This is a genomic window from Agarivorans sp. QJM3NY_30 (assembly GCF_050870855.2).
Lineage (GTDB): Bacteria > Pseudomonadota > Gammaproteobacteria > Enterobacterales > Celerinatantimonadaceae > Agarivorans.
The window spans coordinates 2,918,138-2,942,749 of sequence record NZ_CP194038.2; the positions used below are offsets into that span (position 1 = coordinate 2,918,138).

Below are 24,612 nucleotides of genomic sequence, written 5' to 3' on the forward strand. Positions count from 1 at the left end.
TTTTTATTCACTGACTTGAGAAGCAGCATTCAGCAAACCAGTGACATCACACCCGAAGGACCTCTGCCGCTCAAGAGCTAAGTTTTCCCCAAGCACACTGTTCCAGCAGCCTAATCTTTAAGGGTCAAATCAGCATTTAATTGTTCTGCGGACTCTCCCGCCAAATTGTACAATTCGCGTAACTCAATGAAGTTTTGATAGCCTCGATTCAGACTCAATTGCTCAGCCTTTGTTGATTGACCTGAATCCAACAAGTAAAATACCTCCGAACTACTTTGTTGCCAACGCGCGAAGTACGTTTCAAAAACCTCCAATCCTTGTAAAACTTCAGGAAAATCTCTTAGCAATATCAAAAAATTCAGCATTCCTTGTTTCGCTTGTTGGGCATGCTGATGATGAATATCCACATAATGTTGCTGCTGAGTACTTGCTAATGAAATCGCTTCTAACTCTGCCGTTCTCGCTTGATAAAGATGTCGGTCAGCATTTAAGATCTCCTGCATCGCTGGTAGCAATTTGGCCTCAAGTACATCTATCGACTTGCTATACCGAACGCCGACATGACTGAGGATTAACAACACCATGCTCACAAGCAAAACGTTGATCACCAAAACTAATCCATACTTGAATTTTTTAGCGTCTAAATCCATACGGTGCAGCTCCTCTCATATTTGATAAGCCAAGTAGCGTCAACAGATAAGCTGAAAGGGGCCTATCCAGCTTGAGTTCGGTTGTTAAACGATAGCTAAATTTATCAAAAATAGACTCAAAACATTGAACCTTATCGTCAACAAACTAAGCTGGCGGTCGCCTTAGTTCCGCAACTAAACTCTGAACCGATTCAGGCGCATCCTGCGTACAATGATGCACCAAGAAAGCCACCGCAAAATTACTTAGCATTCCCAGTGCGCCAATTCCCTCTGGTGAGATCCCAAACCACCAGTACTCTGGAACATTAGCCGTCGGCTCAATAAATTTGAAGTAACTAATATAAGTAAGCGTCAAACTCATCCCAACCAACATACCGCTCAACGCACCCAGCCGATTCATCTTCTTAGAAAATATCCCCATAACCATAGCTGGAAAAATAGAACAGGCAGCTAAACCAAACGCATAAGCAATAACCTCTGCAACCAAAGCTGGTGGATTAACACCCAAATATCCAGCGGTTAAAATTGCCGCGCAAACACTCATTCGCGCCCACTTGAGCTCTTGCTTATCAGTTAAATCAGGTTTGATTATGTGTTTGCCGAGATCATGAGCAATGCTACTTGCAATAACCAGTAATAAACCTGCAGCAGTTGACAAAGAAGCTGCCAAACCTCCCGCTGCTACCAAGGCGATAACCCAATTGGGCAAACTCGCCAGCTCTGGGGAGGCTAATACCACCATATCTTGATTAAGATAAACTTCATTGCGCTCATCACCACTATAGAATAAATGCTCGTCACCATTAACGTCCTGCCATTCAACAAGCCCCGTTTGTAGCCAGTTATTCAACCACTGTGGTTCTTGCGAAACCTCAAGTTGCAGCGGCTTCTGGGGATTAATCGACTCGATGATATTTAACCTGGCAAAAGCAGCTACAGCGGGGATTGCAGTGTAAAGCAGCGCAATGAAAACCAGGGTATATCCCACAGATGAACGGACTTTTTTGACCCCAGAAACGGTAAAAAAACGGGTAATTATATGCGGTAAACCAGCAGTCCCCATCATTAAGGCCAGTGTAACAAAACCAATATCGATCAATGATTTATGACCACTGGTAAACGAAGCAAGACCGAGTTCAAGGGATAAAATATCTAGCCTATCCAGAACATACTGTTCTGGTTGTCCAAGTAAGTGGCTACCTAAACCCATTTGCGGTAGATACTGGCCAGTTAAACTAAATGAGGTGAGAAATGCGGGGACTAAAAAAGCAAAAATAAGTAAGCAGTACTGAGCAACTTGAGTATAAGTCACCCCTCGCATGCCTCCCCATACGGTGTAGATAAACATAATCACCATCCCGAGCAACACGCCAAGATTCATGTTTACATCTAAAAACCGAGAAAACACCAGACCAATACCCCGCATCTGTCCCGCGATATAGATAAATGAAATAAACACAATACAGATAACCGCCACCAGCCGAGCTATACGCGAGTAATAACGTTCGGCGATGAAATCCGCGATCGTTATTTTTGCAAATAGCCGTAGGTAGGGCACTAAACAGAGCGCTAATATGACATAGCCACCGGTCCACCCCATCAAATAAATACCGCCATCATAACCAGCAATAGAGATGAGCCCAGCCAAGGATAAAAACGAAGCCGCAGACATCCAACTGGCCGCCGTAGCAATACCATTAGTGACCGGATGAACCTGCGCACCAGCGAGGTAAAACTCGCGCGTCGTATTGGCCTTAGTCCAAATAGCAATGATCATATAAGAGGTAAAACTACAGCCTATAAATATAAAGACCCAAGTTTGAATACTCATTTTCGCCCAACAAGCCGTGTTCTACACGATGATTTTAAATTGGCAAACATGGTTTGATGTCTCACCAATAAAACACGGCATTCGTTAATAATTTGTTAAAAAATAGAGCTTAATCGAAGGCTTGAAACTTAGACTTTGGTATATTGTAGCTTAGCTTGCCCCATAGACCGCACAACTTGGAATAACAAAAAACACAACTCATTGTTTTTTATATCCAATTTATAAAATATAAGCTAACTAATTCTTTAGTCTAAATGCTTACTTCAACGGTTAATATTGGAGCGCCGCAATGCTTAGAGAAAGGTAAACTACATTTTCTTCTATTTATTTAAGGCATAAAAAAAGCTCTCGCAAAGCAAGAGCGAATGGAAACGTGCTTTTTGTAAACCTTCAACACTACTCCCCTCGATGCAGTGCTCGCCGACCAAAGCTGGAAGGTTTAAGCCACCCCCTAAAAATAACATAGCAAACGCTCATGGCAACATTTTATTTACAATAATTTAACGTTATTTGAGCTATATAACATCGTGACTAAGTGAATCACCCGATCGATTTCATTGTTCACAGCGTATAAAACGTCAGTGAAAGGCACACATGAACTTGTCAAGAAAACGATGAAATTGTTGGTTTAAATTTAGTACAAGGTTTCTCTGGTTCAATCATATATGCAACATCATCCAGTAATATACCTTGCAACACACAAACAATAGGACTTAAATATCGGTTAAATCTTACGCTGTTAGTCGCCGTTGCTTCACCAGCGATGACATCAATAATGGCCGATTAGCTGGACTGTTTTTCATCTTCGTATGGTCTTAGCAGCAAACCTTGGTGCATTGAAACATCAGCGATTTGTTACAAAAAAATGCTTATTTTTTATTAATTTATTTTTGTCATGGTATAAACTTACTTTAACGCTTCATCAAATTTATTGTTTCTAAATACTATCTGTTATCAAGATAGCTTGTTTTAGGGGGCCTAGGCTATGAGTATTTTTGACCACTATCAACAGCGTTACGAGCAAGCTCAGGAAGAAGAGCTCACGCTCAATGAATTCTTAACTCTATGTAAAAATAATCCCAGCACTTACGCCAGCGCAGCAGAGCGTTTACTGATTGCCATTGGCGAACCCCAAATGGTAGATACTTCCAAAGATCCACACCTCAGTCGGTTATTTTCGAATCGAGTAATTGCTCGTTATCCAGCCTTTAAAGAGTTTTACGGCATGGAAGATAGCATTGAGCAAATCGTCTCTTACCTGAAGCACGCCTCTCAGGGATTAGAAGAACGTAAGCAAATACTCTACTTACTCGGTCCTGTTGGCGGGGGTAAGTCATCGCTTGCCGAAAAACTTAAAGCTTTAATGCAGCTCGTTCCCATTTATCGGATTAAAGGTTCTCCAGTAAACGATCATCCTTTCTGTTTATTTGATGCGAATGAAGATGGTGACATTTTACAGCGAGAATACGGGATTAATAAACGCCATTTAAAAACGATTATGTCACCTTGGGCCGCAAAACGCCTTCAGGAATATAACGGTGATATTAGCCAATTCACAGTGGTAAAAAGTTTCCCATCCATCCTTCAACAGGTGGCTATCGCTAAAACCGAACCAGGAGATGAAAATAACCAAGATATCTCATCCTTAGTGGGCAAAGTCGATATTCGTCAACTAGAACACTATGCGCAAAATGATCCCGATGCCTATAGCTTCTCCGGCGCTTTATGTCGAGCCAATCAAGGTTTGATGGAATTTGTTGAAATGTTTAAAGCCCCTATCAAGGTATTACATCCGTTGTTGACAGCAACCCAAGAGGGGAACTTTAATGGTACCGAAGGCCTATCGGCAATTCCATTTGAAGGCATTATCCTCGCTCACTCAAACGAATCAGAATGGCAAAGTTTTAGAAACAACCGCAACAATGAAGCATTTTTAGACCGTGTTTACATTGTGAAAGTGCCCTACTGTTTACGAGTCAGTGAAGAAATAAATATTTATCAAAAACTATTAGATAATAGTGAGTTAAATACCGCTAAATGTGCCCCTAGCACCTTAGAACTGTTAGCCCAGTTTTCAGTCTTATCGCGATTGAATGACCCCGAAAACTCTAGTATTTACTCTAAAATGCGGGTATACAACGGAGAAACTCTGAAAGACACCGATCCGAAAGCGAAGTCTTATCAAGAATACCGGGATTTTGCAGGGGTGAATGAGGGAATGGAAGGTCTATCGACGCGCTTTGCCTTTAAAATTTTGTCGCGCGTATTTAACTTTGACACCACCGAAGTTGCAGCAAATCCAGTCCATTTATTCTATGTCTTAGAACAACAAATTGAACGCGAGCAATTCAGTCAAGAGCTGGCCGATCGCTACCTCGAACATTTAAAAGGCTACTTAATTCCTAAATATGTAGACTTTATTGGCAAAGAAATTCAAACCGCTTATCTCGAATCTTATTCCGAATACGGGCAGAATATTTTTGACCGCTATGTCATTTATGCTGATTTTTGGATCCAAGATCAAGAATATCGAGACCCAGACACCGGACAGTTATTTGACCGAGCAGCCTTAAACGCCGAGCTTGAAAAAATTGAAAAACCCGCAGGGATTAGTAACCCTAAAGACTTCCGTAACGAAATCGTTAACTTTGTATTAAGGGCTCGAGCCAGCAATGATGGCAAAAATCCAAGTTGGACCAGTTATGAAAAACTGCGTACCGTCATTGAGAAAAAAATGTTCTCTAATACCGAGGACTTACTACCCGTTATTTCTTTCAATGCTAAAACCTCCGTTGATGACCAACAAAAACATGACGACTTTGTTGACCGTATGATGGAGAAAGGGTACACCCGGAAGCAAGTACGCTTGTTATCTGAGTGGTATTTACGCGTTCGTAAATCTTCATAGATTTGATGGAGGGCGTCAATGGCTCATTTTATCGATCGACGTTTGAATGGTAAAAATAAAAGCGCGGTGAACCGCCAGCGCTTTATTCGCCGCTATAAAAGTCAAATTAAGCGGGCGGTGAATGACGCCGTTAATCAACGTAGTATTCAAGACTTAGAGAACAGCGAAAGCATTAGTATTCCGCATAAAGATATTAGTGAACCATTTTTCCATCAAGGCGAAGGAGGCCATCGTCAGCGAACTTTACCAGGCAATGACCAGTTTGGAACCGGAGACAAAATAGACCGTCCAATGCAAGAGCAAGGCGGCGGTTCAGGTGATGGTGAAGCCAGTGATCAAGGCGAAGGCACTGAAGAATTTCAATTTACCATTTCCAAAGATGAATATTTAGATATTCTATTTGACGACTTGGAGCTCCCCAATCTGCAGGAGACCGATGTAGACAGCATTGTTGAATACCGAACTGCTCGCGCTGGCTATACCAATGACGGTGTGCCTGCCAATATCAATATTGTGCGATCCTTGCAAAACTCTTTGGCTCGAAGGATGGCTATGGGGGGGGATAAACGTAAGCAACTTAAACAGTTAGAACAGGAACTTGCAGAAAAAATTTTAGATCCACTCGTAAACCAAAGAGTAATAGAACAATTAAAACAAGATATCGCTAACTTAAAAAAACGTTTAGCAAAGATCCCTTTTATCGATACTTTTGATCTTAAATTCAACAATTTTGCGAAATACCCCGTACCGAGTACTCAAGCCGTTATGTTTTGTTTGATGGATGTTTCAGGTTCGATGGACCAAGCAACCAAAGACATCGCCAAACGATTCTATTTACTCCTATATCTATTCTTAACTCGTAGCTATAAAAAGATAGAAGTGGTGTTTATTCGCCACCACACTCAAGCAAAAGAAGTTGATGAACATGAGTTTTTCTACTCTCAAGAAACCGGAGGCACGATTGTTTCTAGTGCGCTGACTTTAATGGATGACATCATCAAAGCGCGTTACCCCAAAGAGCAGTGGAATATCTATGCGGCTCAGGCATCAGATGGCGATAATTGGGCCGACGATTCACCCAAGTGTCGAGAATTGTTGGAAAAAACGCTACTTCCACTCAGTCGCCACTATTCGTACATAGAAATCACCAATAGAGCCCATCAAAGCTTATGGCATCAGTATGAGCAACTCAGTGAAATCTTCCCAAACTTCTCTATTCGTCATGTAAAAACGGCCGAAGAAATTCTGCCAACCTTTAGAGATCTCTTTAAAAAAGCCACAGCGTGAGGCCCACATGAGCAAAACTAAGATGTTGCCCGATGGACCAGATTGGACCTTCGAGATGCTAGAAAGCTATCATCAAGAAATAGCCAAGGTAGCTGAACATTACCAACTAGAGACCTATCCAAATCAGATTGAAGTCATCACTGCCGAACAAATGATGGATGCCTACTCCAGTGTCGGTATGCCAATCGGCTACCACCATTGGTCTTACGGCAAAAAATTCATTCAAACCGAACAAACCTATAAACGGGGACAAATGGGTTTAGCTTATGAGATTGTGATTAATTCCGATCCTTGTATTGCTTATTTAATGGAAGAAAACACCATGCCTATGCAGGCTTTAGTGATCGCTCACGCCTGTTTCGGTCATAATAGTTTTTTCAAAAATAACTATCTCTTTAAAACTTGGACCGATGCTAGCTCGATTATTGATTACTTAGTTTTCGCAAGAAACTACATTAGCAAATGCGAGGCTCGTCATGGCGTAAATGCGGTTGAAGATCTATTAGATTCCTGTCATGCATTAATGAACTATGGAGTTGACCGCTATAAACGCCCGAGCCCGATATCTATGGAAGAAGAAAAACTACGGCAGGATTCCAGAGCCGAGTATTTACAAAGTCAAATCAATGAGCTGTGGAAAACCATTCCAACGAAACAAAATAGTGATCCCCAAGCTAAAGGTCGTTTCCCGGTATCACCTGAAGAAAATATTTTGTACTTTGTGGAAAAACACGCACCTCTATTGGAAACGTGGCAACGAGAAATAGTTAGGATCGTGCGTAAAATTAGTCAATATTTTTATCCTCAGAAACAAACCCAAGTGATGAATGAGGGTTGGGCTACCTTCTGGCACTATACCATCACCAATCACTTGTTTGATCAAGGCTTAGTCAGTGAACGATTTATCTTAGAAATATTACATAGTCACACCAGCGTAATATTGCAACCCAACTATAACAGCCCATACTTTAATGGCATAAACCCCTACGCATTAGGCTTTGCCATGATGACTGATATTCGTCGGATCTGCGAGTCTCCAACGGAAGAAGATAAACGCTGGTTTCCAGATATTGCCGGGAAAGATTGGTTAACAACCTTACACTTTGCAATGCGCAACTTTAAAGATGAAAGTTTTATCAGTCAGTTTCTATCGCCTAAAGTCATTCGCGATTTAAAACTATTTACGCTTGATGACAATGAACATAAACCTTATTTAAAGGTAAAAGCAATACATGATGATCAAGGCTACCAGCAAATTCGAGAAGCGCTCAGCTCACAATATAACCTAAGTAACATCGAACCAAATATTCAAGTATATAATGTTAACTTACGGGGTGACCGTTCACTAACCCTTCGCTACGTTCCTCATCAGGGCATTCCTTTAGCCAAAAGTAAACATGAGGTACTCAAGCATCTACATCGATTATGGGGCTTCGATGTAATACTTGAACAAGTTGATGAACAAGGAAAAGTAAAGCAAATTGCACGCTGCCCTAATCCAGAATAGCTACAAAAGGAATGGGCGACATATATTCTAAGGGGAATTAGCTTCAGCAAAAATAAATTTATTCCCGACCTCACCAGCAATTAAGCTTTTAAGGTCTGTTTTTATTCAAGATAAAAATTTTAATCTCTACAAGCGGTATCAAGCAAAGCAAACAAATACCGCTTTAACAGAGTATACGGCCCAACTGGCAATGTATAAACGTATAAGCCCCCTACTCCCTAGAGTGCGTGACTGCGGTCAGTAGAAACCGAGAAACCGTTTGATGGCTAGAATTAAAAGATTAACAGGCTGAATAAAACTGGTATTTCAAGCAACAAGCCCCTCAAAATAACGAAGCATTAAGTAACAAATGGCAATAAATCGAGGCCACGTAACCCAGCGCAATCACCGGACTCCAGCGCAGGTGGCTAATAAAACTATAGTGACCACGGGCTTGCCCCATCAGCGCCACACCCGCAGCAGAACCGATAGATAATAAGCTTCCCCCAACCCCAGCAGTTAAGGTCACCAATAACCACTGTCCCAACACCATATTGGGCTCCATAGTGAGGACCGCAAACATGACTGGAATGTTATCCACAATTGCACTCAACACGCCAATCGCAATATTTGCGTGGGTTGGCTCCCATCGCTGATACATCAGAGAAGATGCCATCTCCAAATAACCAATAAATCCAAGCCCTCCGACGCAAATAACCACCCCATAAAAAAACAACAAGGTATCCCACTCGGCTCTAGCAACCCGGTTGAATATATCAAAAGGCACCACACTACCAAGAGCTTTTAAGCGTGCATCATCTCGTTGAGCAATCGCATTCACCGCTTTTTTATGTAAGCTAGAAGCTAAGGTTTTACGTAAAAAGAAGCCAAAGAACTGCAGATAACCGAGCCCCATCATCATGCCTAACACAGGCGGCATATGGAATAGACTATGACCTAATACAGCAGTAGCAATCGTCACCAAAAACAGCAGTACAATTCTTTTTGCGCCACGTTTTAGCTCTACCGTTTCATTTTCAGCTTCCACAGAGTCTGCTGAAACAAACACCGACATGATGATGGCAGGAATCAAAAAATTCACCATCGAAGGTAACAATAAGTCAAAAAACTGAGAAAAATGAACCAATCCTTTTTGCCACACCATCAGCGTTGTAATATCACCAAAGGGACTAAAAGCGCCTCCCGAATTGGCACCAATCACAATATTGATGCAGGCTAAATTAATGAATTTGCTATTGCCATTAGCCACCTTCATGACTACTGCGCACATTAACAAAGCCGTCGTCAGATTATCGGCGACCGGAGAGATCACGAAGGCCAAACTTCCCGTTAGCCAAAATAATTGACGATAACTGAGCTGCTTACGAACCAGCCAGGCTCGCAGTACATCAAACAGCCGCCGCTCTTCCATCGCATTGATATAGGTCATCGCCACCAACAAAAACAGCATCAACTCAGAAAACTCAAGTAAATTGTGCCTGAAAGCCTCAGTGACGAGGTGCTCTTGGCCAGAGCCTCGATAATAGATAGCAATTAAAAACCAAATTAAGCCTGCAGCAACCAATACTGGCTTAGATTTTCGTAAATGAATCACCTCTTCGCTCATCACCAATAAATAGGCAACAATAAAAATAACCAAGGCGCCATAACCTAACCATGAATCGACCAAATTACCATTTTCAGCGGCATTTACAGTTAAAGAAAAAACACATAATAGCAAGAATAAAGGGGCCCGCATCCAATCCAACTCCTAAGTGAAACCGAATATATTCAAAAACTTAACGGCCGTAGCTCAAAGCTACCGGACTACGATGGTTATTCATGGCATGTTCAGCTTTCATCAGTAATTGTTCAACAGTCATCACGGAACTATCGATACAAGCCACCCCAAATCTCGTTTCCAGTTGTAAGTCCTCAGCAAAGCGACTCCAAAATTCTGTACTCAATGCAGTCTGCATACGTTCTGCGGTATCGAGCGCTTGATAAAGGCTTGTCTCAGGTAAACCAATAACAAACTTGTCTTGTTGATAACGAGCGATTAGGTCTACTTTTCTAATCTTAGGATGCAATAGGTTTACCATGTTAATCAGAAGTTTATCGGCTTCTTCTTGCCCCAGCGTATCTTGGTAGTTAAAAAAATGATTAATTTTTATTAAGATGACAGAATAAGCATTTTGATAACGAGAGCTTCGTTCGATTTCTGTCTCGGAGAATCGTTTAAAACAGGTCTCATTTGCTAAGCCAGTTACGGGATCAACGTCTACTACTGGCGATAATGATTCATCATCCGCAGCTCTAGCGAAATACTGTTCGCTAAACAGTTGTAATCCCTGTTCAGCAATATATTGATTACGCCATAATTTATGCAATAAAAAGATCCCGACAAGCAACAGCACATAAACTAAACCCATGGTTGAAAGTATCGAATATGCCCATTGGCCCAAGTGCAGGGAAGAGGCCTGAAAATCGGTATATACCACAAATCCGCCAGCAATACTTATCATGCTATGTGCCAATACTATTGGTATATAAATAGCTGTGAGTAACACCGGTAAACTAAAAATCAACCAGAAAGGTAAAACAAGGACAGAATGGTTAAAGAGTAATAAGCAGAGCAACAGGCAGTGCTGGCAGAACATCGCAAGGACAAAAGCCGATACCTCTTTTACGCTAAGGAGCTGCTGACCAAACCAGCCTAATATAACTTGAATAAACAACCAGCAAGCGAGAGCTCCGGTCGCCTGCCAATCTGCGACCACCCACCAAGCTTGTAATAAACCGGTTTGTGTAAAAAAAAACAACACACTCAATGCATATATCACTTGAATACCAGCCAGCCGACGACACTGTTGTAACCACTTCATCTCGCGAAATCGACTTTCCTGACTCGGCTGAGCAAAGCCAAAATAGACTTTTTGCCAAGTAACTAAGCTTGAAGACTGTGGCATCTTATCTGTAACTCCATTACTAAAATCAAAGATAACATCGATATAGGCTAGTGTAGAATCTCCGCTACCGATACAATAACCGCTTTATTTGCTATGGTAAGACAACTGTGACTTCAGCTAAACAGCATATCTATCGGCGGTATTTTCCGTCTTTAAACCGCGAAAACCAACAGCTTACCTATTTGGATAGTGCGGCATCGACACAAGTTCCTAAAGCCGTGCTCAACGCGATTCAAAACTACTACCAACACGGTCATGGAAACGTTCATAGAGCGAGTCATCAATTCGCGCGACAAGCCACCAATGCCTTCGAATCAGCCAGAAAGACCATTGCTGAATTTATTGGTAGCAAAGCTGACAACATCATTTGGACCAGCGGCACCACCCAAGGCTGTAATATGCTAGCGAATGGCTTAGCCTATAGCTTAACCGAGGGTGATGAAATTTGGGTGAGTGAATTAGAACATCACTCCAACCTCGTCCCTTGGCAACAATTAGCAGCCAGAACCCGTGCCACTCTTAAGTGTATACCTATATTAAATAATGGTGATATTGATATAGATAATTTTAAAGAACACTTTAGTGAAAAATGTAAAATTTTAGCGGTCTCTCACGTCTCCAATAGCATTGGAGCGCTGTTGCCTATTCCAGAACTAGTCCGACACGCGCAACAATATGGCGCAAAAGTGATTGTTGATGGCGCTCAGGCGATCGCTCATCTAGATGTTAACGTTGAGCGTTTAGGCTGCGATTACTATCTTTTTTCTGGTCATAAAGTCTATGGTCCAACAGGTATTGGAGTACTTTATGGAAAAACGGAAGCCTTGGAAGCCTTACAACCAAGTATATTTGGCGGAGAAATGATCAGCCAAGTGAGCTGCGAAACAAGCACTTGGAATCGTCTGCCCTACCGATTAGAAGCGGGAACACCGAACATTGTGGGGGCCATCGGTTTAGCCGCAGCCCTAAAATTTTTAAAGCAGTTTCCGCTCAAAGAACGTTTAAATCACGAACGCAGCCTATTAAATTACGCACTCACAAAGCTAAGAGAACACCCCAAGGTCGAGCTTATTGGGACGCCAATGATGCGTGTTGGTTTAATTTCCTTTGTTCTCAAAGGGATCCATCCTCAAGATGCTGCAACGCTGTTCGACCAGTATAATATAGCGCTACGATGTGGCCATCATTGTGCGATGCCTTTAAGTAAAAAACTAGCCAAACAAGGTAGTATTCGTCTGTCTCTAGGGCTCTATAATACTCAGCAAGAGATCGATAAACTCATCGAGGCAATAGACAATATCATGGAGCTATTTGATGAGTAATACACCGCAAATCGGTTTAACTTTAGAGCATATAGAGCAAATTTTTCAGCCATGCCAATCTTGGGAAGAACGTTACCGACAATTGCTATTATTAAGCAAACAGCTTCAACCGATAGATCCGCAATACCAGACCGAACAACACAAAGTTATTGGCTGCGAAAGCGACGTATGGCTGCATTACCACCAAGGTCAATTACAAATAGATAGTAACGCTCGAATCATCAAAGGCTTACTGGTGATCTTACTGGCTTGCATTGCTGAATACCCTCTACAAACAGAACCAGCCAAAATCTTATTCCGTAAGACCTTAACCCAATTGGGTTTAGCTCAGCACCTCAGCGAATCGAGAAACAATGGCATTACTGCCATATGGCAGCAAATAAATACCAACGGTTGCTAATCAATTATTCTTCACTAGGAATGGTGTATTGGCGACGTTTTTTGGTTTTAATGATCACTTGTGGCTTAGAAGCACCTTCCTCAACCACCGCTCTATATTGACTTCTTGGAATAGACTCGGCTGTAATTTTTGGCTTAACTAAAACGTTTGGCTTAGCTGAAACGTTTGGCTTAGCTGGCTCAGGAGGACGACCAGCAACAACATATTTAAAACCGCAATCACGGCATGCCATTAAAGCAGGTTTATGTCCACCACAAGATGGACATACTTGATTAGCACTCACGACTTAATCCTATAAAAATAATAGATAAAAGTAACAAACACCAATTGTATTGGATTGGCTGCATTTAATCACAACAAATTAATCATTTAATGATCTAGAAACCAGTTATTGACATCAAAGAACCGAATGAATGCACTGCGTCTTGTTGCACACCAAAGAAGTATATTCTATCAATTAGGTGATATTTAACGCACGGTTTGACTGTAGAATTCGCTGATATATTTGCCACCTTTAATATTAGCGATGATACGCAGTTTATAGCTATTTCCCTGATTAGGGATCAAACTCCGCAATTCAGTGCTGCGCTGCCAATAATAAGGGCTATCTTTCATTTCCATGGGATAAGCGGTAACCTGATCCGAACTATCAACCAAGAATAAAGTGGCTTGGTCTAAAGGAAAGGTTGAGTTCACTTCGGTGACTCCCGCTTGATCAGAGATATTTAAACGAAAATCACCCGATTGCAAAATACATTGTTGATTAATAATATCGCAATGACCATAAGTACTGAGCTGAATCACTCTATCCTTACCCGCGTCATGCTCTAAATAAATATCAGAAGCAATGTAGCCGCCGATAGCCAAAAATGGCATCACCAGTATCGCCAACTTAGTATGTTTGTTCATTTATACATCCTGTATTTGGAGCTTTAAAATTGGACACTCTGTAGCAAAACTGATTGTCTGGTTTTGAGTATTTGAAAACCATCACTACGTAAAAATGCCCAACAATTTTTAACACCTCATGATAGAACGGCGATTTGCCTCTGCTATCAACAATCATTGATCGTAAGTCATCTTAAACCTGAATAGACCTATCACTATCTGGTTTTAAGTATGATTCATCATATGGTCATTTAAGATAAAGAAAGGCTCCAACTAGGGAGCCTTTTGCTTCACTAAGTTCAATCAATACTCGAATTAATGGTCGTGTGCCGCCCCCGCACCATGCGGTATACGGAAGTTTTCCACCATATCTTGAATATGTTGCGGCGCGGGTCCTGTGACCTTGCAAACAGCAAAAGCAACGGCAAAGTTAACTAAAGCCCCAACAACACCAAAGGCATTAGGCGAAATTCCCAAGAACCAATTGGGAGCCATATCACCCAAGAAAGAGGTACCAGGAATAAACATAATGCCCTTATGCTGGAATACGTACAGCATAGTCACGCCAATCCCCGAGCACATGCCTGCAATCGCTGCTGTGCCACTCATTTTCTTGGCGAAAATACCCATCATCAACGCAGGGAAAATAGAAGACGCAGCTAAACCAAAGGCCAATGCCACCGTACCTGCGGCAAATCCAGGCGGATTTAAACCGAGATAACCCGAGACAAGAATGGCTAAGGTCATCACAATACGACCCGCCAGCAACTCATTTTTATCCGAGAGGTTGGGCGTTAACACCCCCTTCATCAAGTCATGAGATATAGAGGAAGATATTGCCAACAATAAGCCCGCAGCCGTAGACAGGGCCGCAGCCAGGCCACCAGCAGCAACTAAGGCAATCACCCAATTAGGTAAGTTTGCAATCGCAGGATTTGCCAACACCATGATGTCACGGTCCACTTTCACCATCTCATTTGCGCCTTTATCGGCCACATACTGAATTTTGCCATCACCATTTTTATCTTCAAATTTTAGCAGCCCAGTTTGCTCCCAATCTTTAAACCACTGAGGACGCTCATCATATACCAGATTGTTATCCGCTGAAGGAACAATGGTATTCATCAAATTAAAGCGAGCCATGGCGCCTACTGCTGGTGCCACAGTGTAAAGAAGCGCAATAAATACTAAAGCATAACCTGCCGAAGAACGAGCCGCTTGCACCGTTGGTACGGTGAAGAAGCGCATAATCACATGTGGTAAGCCCGCAGTACCGATCATTAACGACATGGTGTAGGCAAACATATTCAGCGTGCCTCCCATATTATCAGTGGTATACTCTTTAAAGCCTAAATCAGTGACCACCATATCCAACTTATCCAGCAGGTATACACCACTGCCATCAGCCAAAGTGCTCCCTAATCCAAGCTGCGGAATAGGATTACCCGTTAACTGCAAAGAAATGAATACTGCCGGAATCGTGTAAGCAAATATCAACACACAATATTGAGCAATTTGCGTATAAGTGATGCCTTTCATCCCACCTAACACCGCATAAACCCAAACGACCGCCATACCGATATATAAGCCGTTATCGTATTCCACTTCCAAGAAACGGGAAAAGGCCACGCCCACTCCTTTCATTTGACCGATAATATAAGTTAGTGAAGCAATGATAAGACATATAACTGCAACAATTCGTGCCCCCCTAGAGTAATATCGATCAGAAATAAACTCCGGTACGGTAAATTTACCGTGTTTACGCATATAGGGTGCTAACAACATTGCCAATAATACGTAACCCCCGGTCCAACCCATTAAAAATACCGAGCCACCATATCCAAGGAAGGCAATCAAACCTGCCATAGAAATAAACGATGCGGCACTCATCCAGTCGGCGCCAATTGCCATCCCATTCTGGATCGGTGTTACCCCTCCACCAGCCACATAAAAATCGCTAGTTGATGAGGCGCGAGCCCACCACGCAATAGCAAAATAAAGCCCAAATGAGCCAAATACGGCGATGTAGGTATAGAGTTTTAACTCGTCCATTTATGACTCCTTCACATGGTATTTTTTATCGAGCTTATTCATTTTGGCGGTATACCAAAAAATTAAAGCGACGAAGGTATAAATTGAGCCTTGTTGCGCAAACCAAAAACCTAATTTATATCCACCTAAACGGATCTCATTCAGCGGTTCAACCAATAACAAGCCAAAACCAAATGAGACCACGAACCATATGACGAGACAGATAAATATCAAACGCAAGTTTTCTTGCCAATATGTAGTCTGTTCTTCCATGACATTTCTCCAAGCAATCTAGGTCACGCATTGCTGATTATAGGGTGACTGATATGTTGCATTATTGTTAATAGCCAAATTTGATTTAAATCAACTTCTTTGCTGTAGCAATAGATCCGATATCAAATCAATTCAAGCCTACCGAATAAAAACTTAACAAATACTTAACAGGACAGGTATTAATCTTTAGTCTAAAGCTTTGCGAAATTGACTAAAAGTTAGAGCTCGTCGCACTCAAATAGGCCATATTTGGCACCAAAGATCACTTCAGATAACGAGGTTTAACCAAGCAAGCAATAGAGACTGGCTTCAAGCTAGGAGTGGTGGGCTAAAATAGTTGCCAATAAAGGCTAGAAATATACTATAGCGTGGTTTATTTAGGGGATTATCGTGAAACTCAACCGCCGCTTAGCATTTATTGACCAACTGATCACTCAGCACTACCGTGATATATGGGACTGCTGCTGCGATCACGGACAACTGGGAGCCCAATTACTACAACGGGAGATAGCCGGGACGGTGCACTTCGTCGATCAAGTTTCCACGATAAGCGCCCAACTAGAACAACAATTACAACGATTTTTCCCGTGCAACAAGTCTCATTCGAGTCCGAAGTGGTTAGTTCATTGTATTGATGCTGGCGAGCTCCCATTAAGCGCGGCTCATCCAAGCCAAACGGAGGAGCTGATTATCATTGCAGGTGTCGGCGGCGAATTGTGCATCCAGCTGATTGATAGCATTTTATCGAAACATCCACAGCGACCGCTAGAATTCATTCTTTGCCCAGTCCATCACCAATACGAATTACGCGAATTTTTGGCCAAGAAGAAACTGGCATTACTCAGTGAACATCTAATTGAAGACAAACGGCGCTGTTACGAAGTGCTGCATGTGAGCACAACTGCAGGCCTTAACATTAGCCCAATCGGTCAGCAGATGTGGCAACTAACGAATCCCGAGCATCGACGTTATCTATTAAGGACTATTCAGCATTATCAGCGAATGAGCCAAGCCTCGGCACATCCTGCCTTAAGCCAGTATCAAGCTTTACTCGAGCCAGATGAACATCAATAAAAGGTGAAATCACCTCATTTGCATCGCAAAGAGGTGTATATCAATTCAAAAAGTCACATTTCATACAGCCTGTGGTAAAATCGCCGCCGCTCAACAAGGTAGCAGCTAAGCTGCTAAAACAAGCACTATTGAAACAAGCGACTTTTGCATGAAATTTCCTGGCCAACGTAAATCCAAACACTATTTTCCGGTAGAGTCTCGCGACCCTTTAACTAATTTGCTGGATCCGGTGCAACGCCCGCAACATACCCACATTACAGGCATCGATCAAACCTTAGTGGATATAGAGGCGCATGTGAGTGAAGACTTCATTCAACGCCATAACTTAGTGAAGGGAAATTCTTTGCTGATTGATGATGAGGCCGCGAGTCTTCTCTATCAGGAGCTACAAGACGCTCAGCTGATTAGCGCTGAATTTGCTGGTGGTACTATCGGTAATACACTGCACAACTATTCTACTTTAGCTGATGGTAGGTCAGTGATGTTTGGCGTGATGAGCAAGAACATCACCATTGGAGATTACGCTTACCGCTACTTATGCAACACTTCTTCGCGCGTCGATCTTAATCATTTAGAACCTGTTGCCGGTCCTGTTGGGCGTTGTTTTACCCTCATCACTGAATGTGGTGAGCGAACTTTCGCCATCTCTAAAGGCGACATGGATAAGCTCAGTCCCCAGCACATTGATGAACAACTAATTAAATCTGGTGCCGCCTTAGCTTTAACCGCTTATTTAATGCGAGCCGGGAATGATCCGATCACTGATGCGGCAATGTTAGCGATTGAATATGCACATCAAGCCGAAGTCCCAGTGGTACTAACGCTCGGCACTCGCTTTTTAATTGAAGATGATCCTCAATGGTGGCAAAAATTTATCGCAGAGCATGTCACTGTATTGGCTATGAATGAAGAAGAAGCAGAAGCCTTAACTGGACACAGTGATATATTACAGGCTTGCGAAACCGCTTTAGAATGGTGTGATTTGATCCTTTGCACCGCAGGGTCCCGTGGTTTATTCATGGCCGGTTATACCGACGAAAATCATAAACGTAGCACCACACATACCCTGTTACCCGGCTCTATTCCAGAATTCAACCGCTATGAGTTTTCTCGGCCCATGTTGCGCCAACATTGCCAACAAGCAGTCAAAGTATATTCACACATAGCCCCATTTATGGGCGGTCCCGAAAAAATAACCAATACCAATGGTGCGGGTGATGGGGCGTTATCGGCACTACTACATGATATGGCGGCTAACGTTTTTCATCGTACAAATGTACAACAATCCAGTAAACACCGTTATCAAGCCTTAAGCTATTCCTCATTTGCGCAAATTTGTAAATACGCAAACCGAGTCAGCTATGAAGTATTGGCCCAAGATAGTCCTCGACTATCCCGTGGTTTACCGGAGCGTGAAGAAAGCCTAGAAGAGGCTTATTGGGAACGCTAAGCGCCCCAATATAGCGTTATCTACAAGGTTTTTGCTTGTAAATAACGCTCGTAAAAGGCCTGCTTAGGAAGCGGCCTTGACATAAAGTAACCTTGTCCATAATCGCAACCAACGTCAGCAATATATTGCCTTTGCAACTCTGATTCCACCCCTTCAGCAACCACTTTCAAGTCTAAATGGTGGGCCATCGTAATAATTCCCTTCACCAACGCTGCGCTATCTTTATTGTTCTCTAGATGCTGAATGAATGAACGGTCTATTTTTAATAAATCAATATCCAACTGCTGTAGATAAGCCAAAGAAGAATAGCCAACGCCAAAATCATCGATAGCCACATCGATGCCTTGTTGATGTAAAAGCGTCAGTTGCTGCTTAATCGAAGCGTTGGTTTTCATCAGCACATTTTCGGTGATTTCAATCATAATACTATGTTCTGGTAGCTCATAGGCTCTGACTTCCCGTAGCCAATCGTCAATCCAAATACCGCCGTCATCAAACTGCGATGGTGAGGTATTCACACTAATTTGTATTGGTAAATACCCTTGCTGACGCCAAAGGCTAATCGTTGCAACCGTTTCGTGCATCACCCATGCACTAAGTTCTCGGATCAAACCTGAATCTTCCGCAGCAGCAATAAATTCTCCAGGACTAATCAAACCTCTTTCAGGGTGATTCCAGCGTAATAAGGCCTCTGCTTTACTAACTCGCTCAGTGTTTCCAGTGGTGCGAACGGCAACAATCGGCTGAAAATATAACTCAAACTGCTGCTCGTTTATGCCTGTTCGTAATTCCTCTAACAACTTACGTTTTTGTTGCGCCTCAATTTGCATTTCTGAAGAGAAAAATTGATAACAATTGCGACCACGACTTTTAGACACATACATCGCTTGATCGGCGTGTTTAACTAATTGCTCTACACTATCGCCATCTTGCGGATAAAAAGTGATCCCAATACTACCGCTCACATAAACAGCTTCGTGTTTAATATTAAAACGTTTCGCTAAACCTTCTAATACCGTTTCTGCAATCCCTGTTATCCGTTCTTTATTACTGACCCCTTCAATAACAATAGTGAATTCATCTCCACCTAAACGAGCGACTGTATCCTGCTCGCGCACACAACGTAGTATTCGTTGCCCTGCTTGGCCCAACAAAATATCACCATAATCATGGCCCAAAGTATCGTTTATTTCCTTAAACCCATCTAAGTCGATGAATACAATAGAAAAACTCACATTGCTCTTGACTAAACCTTGAATTTTTTCATAAAAATATCGACGATTAGGTAAGCTAGTTAAACCATCGGTATAGGCATACTCCAAGAGTTGGTTGTTGACACTTTCCAACTCTTGAGTGCGTACCTTCACTTGAGTTTCTAACTTGCGGTCCCGAGCCTCAATCGTTTCTAACATACTGTTAAAGCATTCGGTCAAGTTGGCGACTTCATCCCCCGAGGATTGCTGCGCGCGTAAACTATAATCATTACTCGAAGTGACTCGCTCGGCAACATCGGTCAAATGTAATAAAGGCCGTAAAAATCCGCGCTGCAAAAATAATGAAAAAAACCAACTTAAACCAAAGGTGATAAGCAGCAGAACCACTAAAAATTGACCATAAAATATGATCCGTTGCTCGATATAACTCTGATTGGCCGAGAGGCTCAACTCTCCATAAATTTGTCCATCCATCACCAATAAACTAGAGGTTCGGATAATCGCACCGGGCTGCTGCTCTAAAGCAACAGAGTCTACAGGACTAACCACGCTCGCAATCAGCTGCTGCTGTGAATCAAATATTTCAGCTTTAACCACATCTTTGCGTAACAACAATGGTTTAATTAATTCGTGCATCGACTCTTGGTCATCAAACAGCAACGCTGCCGTCACGTTCGGCGCGATAATATTAGCCAAGTTTTGTAAGCCCTGCTGTTGCTCACGCTTAGCGCTGACCAACTCATAAGCACTAAAAACCCCAGCGACCATTAGAGTTGAGAATACTGCCATACTCATTAGAATAAATAGCAGTTTTTTACTCATTGTATTCATTAGAAAAAAAGCTCTCATTGAGCCCCCTCACTGATAACTCGACTGAGCCTCAATACTTTGGAACTCATCACAATACCAACCTCTTTGAGTGCATCAGGAGCGACTTCGAAGCGGATTTTACCGGATAGTAAAAAAAATCGGATATGTCCACCGTACTTAATAAAATCAGCGGTTTCTCCGACCAACATGGTATGTCGAAATAAATGCTTATCGAGTGCTTGCCATGGTGCTCGATAAGCTGCACTTACAAATAGCAAGTTACATTGGGACATCGCTTGATGAACCAATTCGACATGACTGACGGTAATAGGAAGACCATGTACAGTTTGCCCCGCCAAGATATCTTCAGCCACCGTTACAAAATGCAAATCAGGACTACATAGCTGAAACGAGCCGCGCAACGCAGCTTGACCCGACCATTCGCTATATCGGGCAAAGTTAAATGTAAAGCCAGCTTTCAATGCGATTTCTGTGTCACTGGCCTCAACCTGATTCATAAACAAAGTCAAGCCACAAAACAACAGCAAAGTGAGCAGGCAACGCTTACCCAGAACAGCAACCATCTAGATTAGAACTCAGCCGACAATCTGAGCACCACTGTTTTATCTATATAATGTGGTTGAGTGTATGTTTCAGAAGTATTTCTATATTCCAAGTGCTCTCCGGCTAATAAGTTTTTACCACTTAAAGATAACCCAGTCTGGGGGGAAAACTGCCAATGCCAAGTCACATCCAGCGCATCAAAATTATCGGTTCGATAGGCATCACTACGCAGTGAACGAAATAAACCAAACAGTGAATGTTGCTTAAACAGCTGCCAACCCGCCTTTACAAAAAATTGTCGGCTGTCAGAATCAAAGCCAATCGCTTCACTCGTCCCCTCTTGCAAACGATAACGATATGCCATTTGACTATAACCAAATTCACTTCTAAAGCGCCTATTCGGCCGCCATGACAGTACCGCTTCTCCCCCTTTAGTATTCAAATCTGCATTAGACACAATATCAAGCTCTACCTGAGACTCAGTTAATAACTGCTGCGCCTCTGCAAATTGCCCACTAGCCAGTAAACTAGCAATACTGTCAATATCAATACTGTTAGTATTCGGAGTAACTGCAATCACATTTCTGGATTGGGTGTGGAACAAAGCTAAATCAAAGGACCAATTGTGTCTGCTAAACCGATATCCTAGCTCGTAAGACCGTGACTTTTCGGGTTGGACCGATTGATTACCATTGAGCACAGTGCGCACCATATATTGATCAATCGCATCAATACCAGTGGTAAAATAGTCTGCCACTCGACTACCGTTCACCGCAGAATCAGAATCGAATTCGGTTAAAGACGGGATCCGTACCGCTTTTGAAACTGCAGCCCAAACCACTTGCTGCTCGCTCGGCTGCCAAAGCAAACGAGCGGCAGGCTGATTCTCCCAACCGGTCAAGCTATTGTGCTCCAATTTATTGCCAAAAATCACCGTCAAGTGATTGGGCACTAAAGCATACTGAGCCTGAATGAAGGCTCCATAATAGCGTAAATTATCTATTCCTCGATCATTACTGATGAGCCAATTTTCTTCATAAGGCAAATCATTATTACGATAGTTCAAGCCCCAGTCTAATTGCAGATCACCAAAAGCAGAATTCATTTGGTAGTCAATATCGAGCGACTTAAAATGTTCATTCAAATAGAGTTGCTGACTATCTTGATGTCCCCAAGAGAGCTGTAACATTTGATTAGAGCGGGTCGACAAGCGATGCTCTAAACGAGCCATGAGGCGCAGATCATCACGTTTAAAACGATCTTGATAAAAGGTATTCTGGTTCACCTCTTGAGACAAAGCTTTTAGATTTTGTCCAATATTGGTGTGGGTATAACTAAACTGAGTCAAAATCGATAAATCATCACTTGGAGCAATGTCTAAGCGAAAACCAGCGGAGCCCTGCTGTGAATCATCATTCGCCGTGAGATCTAAACCACGCTTAGAAGTATCGGCATCGCGAATGCTGCCATAGACTCGATAACTCCCGTCATTACCAATGTCGTCACCATAACGCATATCAACATCATAATTTAATTGATCACCACGACTGACCTGAACCAAAGCCGTTCGTGTATCAATACTGTTTTTGGTAATGATATTAATCACGCCATTAACCGCGTTATTTCCCCACAATAAACCACCTTGACCACGAATAACTTCAATGCGCTCAATATCATACAGAGGGATATCCAACGCTTCCCAATATACGCCAGCGAACATCGGATTATAAACACTCTGGCCATCGACCATCACCAATAACTTACTGGTATAGCGGCCAGCAACACCACGGGCAGTAATCGCCCATTGATTACTATCTAACTGCCTTATTTGTATCCCCGGAACCAACTTTAGCGATTCCGCGACAGAAACCGCTCCGGAGGCTCTAATATCTTGCTTGCGAAGAACATAAATCGATGCAGCAGTGCTAAAAGCTGATTGAGCGCGCTTCATTGCAGACGTCACCTGTACGTCTGTGTCCATTAAAGATTCTAAGTCAAGACTTGAAAGAGAATTAGCCACAGCACTCACACTGGCCGTCAACAAACCAAGCACATAACATGCGCTATACTGTAACTTCAACGAGACAACTCCTAGTCATTTAAACTGTCCATAAGGGTCAACTTAGCGATTTATTGAGAACATTAAGAGTAAATGTCCACAAAAGTCTAATTTTTAATTTACAAAAAATTGATGATATTTACCTACCTAGAATTAAGCAAGCAATATGCGTGATTAATTACCGTTAAGTCAGGGCCGTACGTCTTTTAAGTGATTTTAAGGACTTAACCATTCATTTTCAGAGAGAAATCATAACATGACCTTTCACAACGAGGCCTCAGAAAGCGAGCGACAGACTTGGAGGCACAAATAAATCTTATTCATCGAAATAATCAGCTTATTTAACAGATGAACAATCCAAGGCGAATAATTAAGAGTGGCATTGTTGCAATTGTTGCGCTGCCAGCGCTAACACACATCGGCTTACCAGCGCCACTTGCTCAATCTGTAACAAGTGCCCCTGATCGGCTAAACGAAGTACTTTGCTGTACTTCGGATTTAAATGACTTTCGGCAAAATCAGCATTTTTGGGATCAACCAAATCATCTTTAGAACCCTGAACCACAATGGTAGGAATTTTTAAGCTCGCTAATAGGCGGTCTGAATGGCGTAAACCAGTTGCCAAGGCATACATATCCAAATTCGAATGGTTCAGCACTTGACCAAACTCAAAAAGGCCTAACAACGAGTGACCAACACCACTTCGTGCAAAACGATTATACCAACGCGGCTGAGTTAGTTCAGCACTAAGACCACCAGCCAATAACAACAATCCATCGACTTCAGCATTACTGCTAGCTAACAGAGGAGCCAAAGAGGCTCCCCAAGAATGTCCCACAACAATCAGCGGCAATTCAGGGTGTTGTTGCTTGAGTTGCTTTATCAGCGGACGAATATAATGAACTTGCTGTGAAAACTCAGAGATCGGCTTAGCCACATCCAAATATTGAGACTGCCCCCAACCCGGCCTATCAATACTGACCACCAATACTTTACTGAGCAAAGGAGATTGGCTAATAAAATAAGCACTATCTTCCCACGAACCAGGAGTGCCATGGATCCACAGCATAACCGCCTGTTGGGCGACACCATTACTATGAACACTCAAACTAAAGTTATCTTCCTTTAGCTGATAATGTTTGATGGCAGGATCGACTAATACCGTATTATCAATAAACTGTTGCTGCGTTTGCAATGCCTTGGGCATCCAACCACAGCCTTTCAGTGTAATGCTCATCAGCAAAAAAATAGGCCAATTTATCGCAACAGATAAACGACATCGACTAAATATGGCTAATAAATTTAGCTTCACGAGAGTCCCTTGTTTTAATTTATAAGAATCGGTCTATGAACTAGAAAGCTTAAGTTCAGGTTTTCTTTCAAAACACCGCCTTAT

General features: G+C 42.4%; 19 protein-coding genes. 7 read left to right on the top strand and 12 right to left on the bottom strand.

Annotated features, from left to right (window positions below):
- Positions 1 to 110: 110 nt before the first annotated feature.
- Together ACRRSX_RS13280 and ACRRSX_RS13285 are read right to left on the bottom strand one after the other, a co-directional pair.
- Positions 111 to 650, bottom strand: a complete 540-nt coding sequence (locus ACRRSX_RS13280) for a hypothetical protein (RefSeq protein WP_432452707.1) — start codon at positions 648 to 650, stop codon at positions 111 to 113.
- 145 nt (positions 651 to 795) lie between these two features.
- A complete protein-coding gene (locus ACRRSX_RS13285) occupies positions 796 to 2,481 on the bottom strand; it encodes a sodium:solute symporter family protein (protein WP_432452706.1) in 1,686 nt (561 codons plus the stop codon).
- Between the two features lie 985 nt (positions 2,482 to 3,466).
- Here ACRRSX_RS13285 and ACRRSX_RS13290 point away from each other — a divergent pair.
- Genes ACRRSX_RS13290 through ACRRSX_RS13300 form a run of 3 tightly spaced genes read left to right on the top strand, consistent with a single transcriptional unit; the run spans position 3,467 to position 8,183 of the window.
- Positions 3,467 to 5,389 carry a PrkA family serine protein kinase gene (locus ACRRSX_RS13290; RefSeq protein WP_432452705.1) on the top strand — a complete coding sequence of 641 codons (1,923 nt, stop codon included), beginning with the start codon at positions 3,467 to 3,469 and terminating at the stop codon, positions 5,387 to 5,389.
- 18 nt (positions 5,390 to 5,407) lie between these two features.
- Entirely contained in the window at positions 5,408 to 6,676 is a 1,269-nt protein-coding gene (locus ACRRSX_RS13295; protein WP_432452704.1) for a YeaH/YhbH family protein, read from the top strand.
- A gap of 7 nt (positions 6,677 to 6,683) precedes the next feature.
- Positions 6,684 to 8,183 carry a SpoVR family protein gene (locus ACRRSX_RS13300; protein WP_432452703.1) on the top strand — a complete coding sequence of 500 codons (1,500 nt, stop codon included), beginning with the start codon at positions 6,684 to 6,686 and terminating at the stop codon, positions 8,181 to 8,183.
- 322 nt (positions 8,184 to 8,505) lie between these two features.
- Here ACRRSX_RS13300 and nhaD read toward each other — a convergent pair whose 3' ends face one another.
- Together nhaD and ACRRSX_RS13310 are read right to left on the bottom strand one after the other, a co-directional pair.
- Complete coding sequence (gene nhaD, locus ACRRSX_RS13305) at positions 8,506 to 9,921, bottom strand: sodium:proton antiporter NhaD (RefSeq protein WP_432452702.1); 1,416 nt, start codon at positions 9,919 to 9,921, stop codon at positions 8,506 to 8,508.
- A gap of 40 nt (positions 9,922 to 9,961) precedes the next feature.
- A complete protein-coding gene (locus ACRRSX_RS13310; protein ID WP_432452701.1) occupies positions 9,962 to 11,131 on the bottom strand; it encodes a diguanylate cyclase domain-containing protein in 1,170 nt (389 codons plus the stop codon).
- A 107-nt stretch (positions 11,132 to 11,238) separates the two neighbouring features.
- On the opposite strand from ACRRSX_RS13310, the gene ACRRSX_RS13315 reads away from it, so the two are divergent.
- Together ACRRSX_RS13315 and ACRRSX_RS13320 are read left to right on the top strand one after the other, a co-directional pair.
- Positions 11,239 to 12,453 carry an aminotransferase class V-fold PLP-dependent enzyme gene (locus ACRRSX_RS13315; RefSeq protein WP_432452700.1) on the top strand — a complete coding sequence of 405 codons (1,215 nt, stop codon included), beginning with the start codon at positions 11,239 to 11,241 and terminating at the stop codon, positions 12,451 to 12,453.
- Complete coding sequence (locus ACRRSX_RS13320; RefSeq protein WP_432452699.1) at positions 12,446 to 12,853, top strand: SufE family protein; 408 nt, start codon at positions 12,446 to 12,448, stop codon at positions 12,851 to 12,853. Before ACRRSX_RS13315 ends, ACRRSX_RS13320 begins: the two co-directional genes overlap by 8 nt.
- A gap of 4 nt (positions 12,854 to 12,857) precedes the next feature.
- Here the strand turns inward: ACRRSX_RS13320 and ACRRSX_RS13325 are convergent, their stop codons facing one another.
- The 4 genes from ACRRSX_RS13325 to ACRRSX_RS13340 form a co-directional block, all read right to left on the bottom strand.
- Positions 12,858 to 13,136, bottom strand: a complete 279-nt coding sequence (locus ACRRSX_RS13325; RefSeq protein ID WP_432452698.1) for a hypothetical protein — start codon at positions 13,134 to 13,136, stop codon at positions 12,858 to 12,860.
- Between the two features lie 185 nt (positions 13,137 to 13,321).
- Positions 13,322 to 13,762 carry a hypothetical protein gene (locus tag ACRRSX_RS13330; protein WP_432452697.1) on the bottom strand — a complete coding sequence of 147 codons (441 nt, stop codon included), beginning with the start codon at positions 13,760 to 13,762 and terminating at the stop codon, positions 13,322 to 13,324.
- Between the two features lie 294 nt (positions 13,763 to 14,056).
- A complete protein-coding gene (locus ACRRSX_RS13335) occupies positions 14,057 to 15,793 on the bottom strand; it encodes a sodium:solute symporter family protein (RefSeq protein WP_432452696.1) in 1,737 nt (578 codons plus the stop codon).
- Complete coding sequence (locus ACRRSX_RS13340; protein ID WP_432452695.1) at positions 15,794 to 16,045, bottom strand: DUF4212 domain-containing protein; 252 nt, start codon at positions 16,043 to 16,045, stop codon at positions 15,794 to 15,796.
- Positions 16,046 to 16,435: 390 nt separating this feature from the next.
- Here ACRRSX_RS13340 and ACRRSX_RS13345 point away from each other — a divergent pair, with 390 nt between their 5' ends.
- Together ACRRSX_RS13345 and ACRRSX_RS13350 are read left to right on the top strand one after the other, a co-directional pair.
- The gene (locus ACRRSX_RS13345; protein ID WP_432452694.1) at positions 16,436 to 17,119 is read left to right on the top strand and encodes a tRNA (adenine(22)-N(1))-methyltransferase; all 684 of its coding nucleotides are present in this window, start codon (positions 16,436 to 16,438) and stop codon (positions 17,117 to 17,119) included.
- 148 nt (positions 17,120 to 17,267) lie between these two features.
- Positions 17,268 to 18,569: an inosine/guanosine kinase gene (locus tag ACRRSX_RS13350; RefSeq protein WP_432452693.1), complete on the top strand. Its 1,302-nt coding sequence runs from the start codon at positions 17,268 to 17,270 to the stop codon at positions 18,567 to 18,569.
- Positions 18,570 to 18,589: 20 nt separating this feature from the next.
- Here ACRRSX_RS13350 and ACRRSX_RS13355 read toward each other — a convergent pair whose 3' ends face one another.
- The 4 genes from ACRRSX_RS13355 to ACRRSX_RS13370 all read right to left on the bottom strand — a co-directional run bounded on the left by ACRRSX_RS13355 (position 18,590) and on the right by ACRRSX_RS13370 (position 24,528).
- Positions 18,590 to 20,605 (bottom strand): putative bifunctional diguanylate cyclase/phosphodiesterase, encoded by a 2,016-nt coding sequence (locus ACRRSX_RS13355; RefSeq protein ID WP_432452692.1) that lies wholly within the window; start codon positions 20,603 to 20,605, stop codon positions 18,590 to 18,592.
- Between the two features lie 23 nt (positions 20,606 to 20,628).
- On the bottom strand, positions 20,629 to 21,111 hold the full coding sequence (locus ACRRSX_RS13360; RefSeq protein ID WP_432452691.1) for a YfiR family protein: 483 nt from the start codon (positions 21,109 to 21,111) through the stop codon (positions 20,629 to 20,631).
- Between the two features lie 71 nt (positions 21,112 to 21,182).
- Entirely contained in the window at positions 21,183 to 23,237 is a 2,055-nt protein-coding gene (locus ACRRSX_RS13365) for a TonB-dependent receptor plug domain-containing protein (protein ID WP_432452690.1), read from the bottom strand.
- Positions 23,238 to 23,586: 349 nt separating this feature from the next.
- Entirely contained in the window at positions 23,587 to 24,528 is a 942-nt protein-coding gene (locus ACRRSX_RS13370; RefSeq protein ID WP_432452689.1) for an alpha/beta fold hydrolase, read from the bottom strand.
- Positions 24,529 to 24,612 lie beyond the last annotated feature (84 nt).

What these genes read in the sequence shown, in the direction of transcription:
- ACRRSX_RS13280 (WP_432452707.1), bottom strand. Translation starts at nt 650, where the DNA reads ATGGATTTAGACGCTAAAAAATTCAAGTATGGATTAGTTTTGGTGATC.
- ACRRSX_RS13285 (WP_432452706.1), bottom strand. Translation starts at nt 2,481, where the DNA reads ATGAGTATTCAAACTTGGGTCTTTATATTTATAGGCTGTAGTTTTACC.
- ACRRSX_RS13290 (WP_432452705.1), top strand. Translation starts at nt 3,467, where the DNA reads ATGAGTATTTTTGACCACTATCAACAGCGTTACGAGCAAGCTCAGGAA.
- ACRRSX_RS13295 (WP_432452704.1), top strand. Translation starts at nt 5,408, where the DNA reads ATGGCTCATTTTATCGATCGACGTTTGAATGGTAAAAATAAAAGCGCG.
- ACRRSX_RS13300 (WP_432452703.1), top strand. Translation starts at nt 6,684, where the DNA reads ATGAGCAAAACTAAGATGTTGCCCGATGGACCAGATTGGACCTTCGAG.
- nhaD (WP_432452702.1), bottom strand. Translation starts at nt 9,921, where the DNA reads ATGCGGGCCCCTTTATTCTTGCTATTATGTGTTTTTTCTTTAACTGTA.
- ACRRSX_RS13310 (WP_432452701.1), bottom strand. Translation starts at nt 11,131, where the DNA reads ATGCCACAGTCTTCAAGCTTAGTTACTTGGCAAAAAGTCTATTTTGGC.
- ACRRSX_RS13320 (WP_432452699.1), top strand. Translation starts at nt 12,446, where the DNA reads ATGAGTAATACACCGCAAATCGGTTTAACTTTAGAGCATATAGAGCAA.
- ACRRSX_RS13330 (WP_432452697.1), bottom strand. Translation starts at nt 13,762, where the DNA reads ATGAACAAACATACTAAGTTGGCGATACTGGTGATGCCATTTTTGGCT.
- ACRRSX_RS13335 (WP_432452696.1), bottom strand. Translation starts at nt 15,793, where the DNA reads ATGGACGAGTTAAAACTCTATACCTACATCGCCGTATTTGGCTCATTT.
- ACRRSX_RS13340 (WP_432452695.1), bottom strand. Translation starts at nt 16,045, where the DNA reads ATGGAAGAACAGACTACATATTGGCAAGAAAACTTGCGTTTGATATTT.
- ACRRSX_RS13350 (WP_432452693.1), top strand. Translation starts at nt 17,268, where the DNA reads ATGAAATTTCCTGGCCAACGTAAATCCAAACACTATTTTCCGGTAGAG.
- ACRRSX_RS13355 (WP_432452692.1), bottom strand. Translation starts at nt 20,605, where the DNA reads ATGAGTAAAAAACTGCTATTTATTCTAATGAGTATGGCAGTATTCTCA.
- ACRRSX_RS13360 (WP_432452691.1), bottom strand. Translation starts at nt 21,111, where the DNA reads ATGAATCAGGTTGAGGCCAGTGACACAGAAATCGCATTGAAAGCTGGC.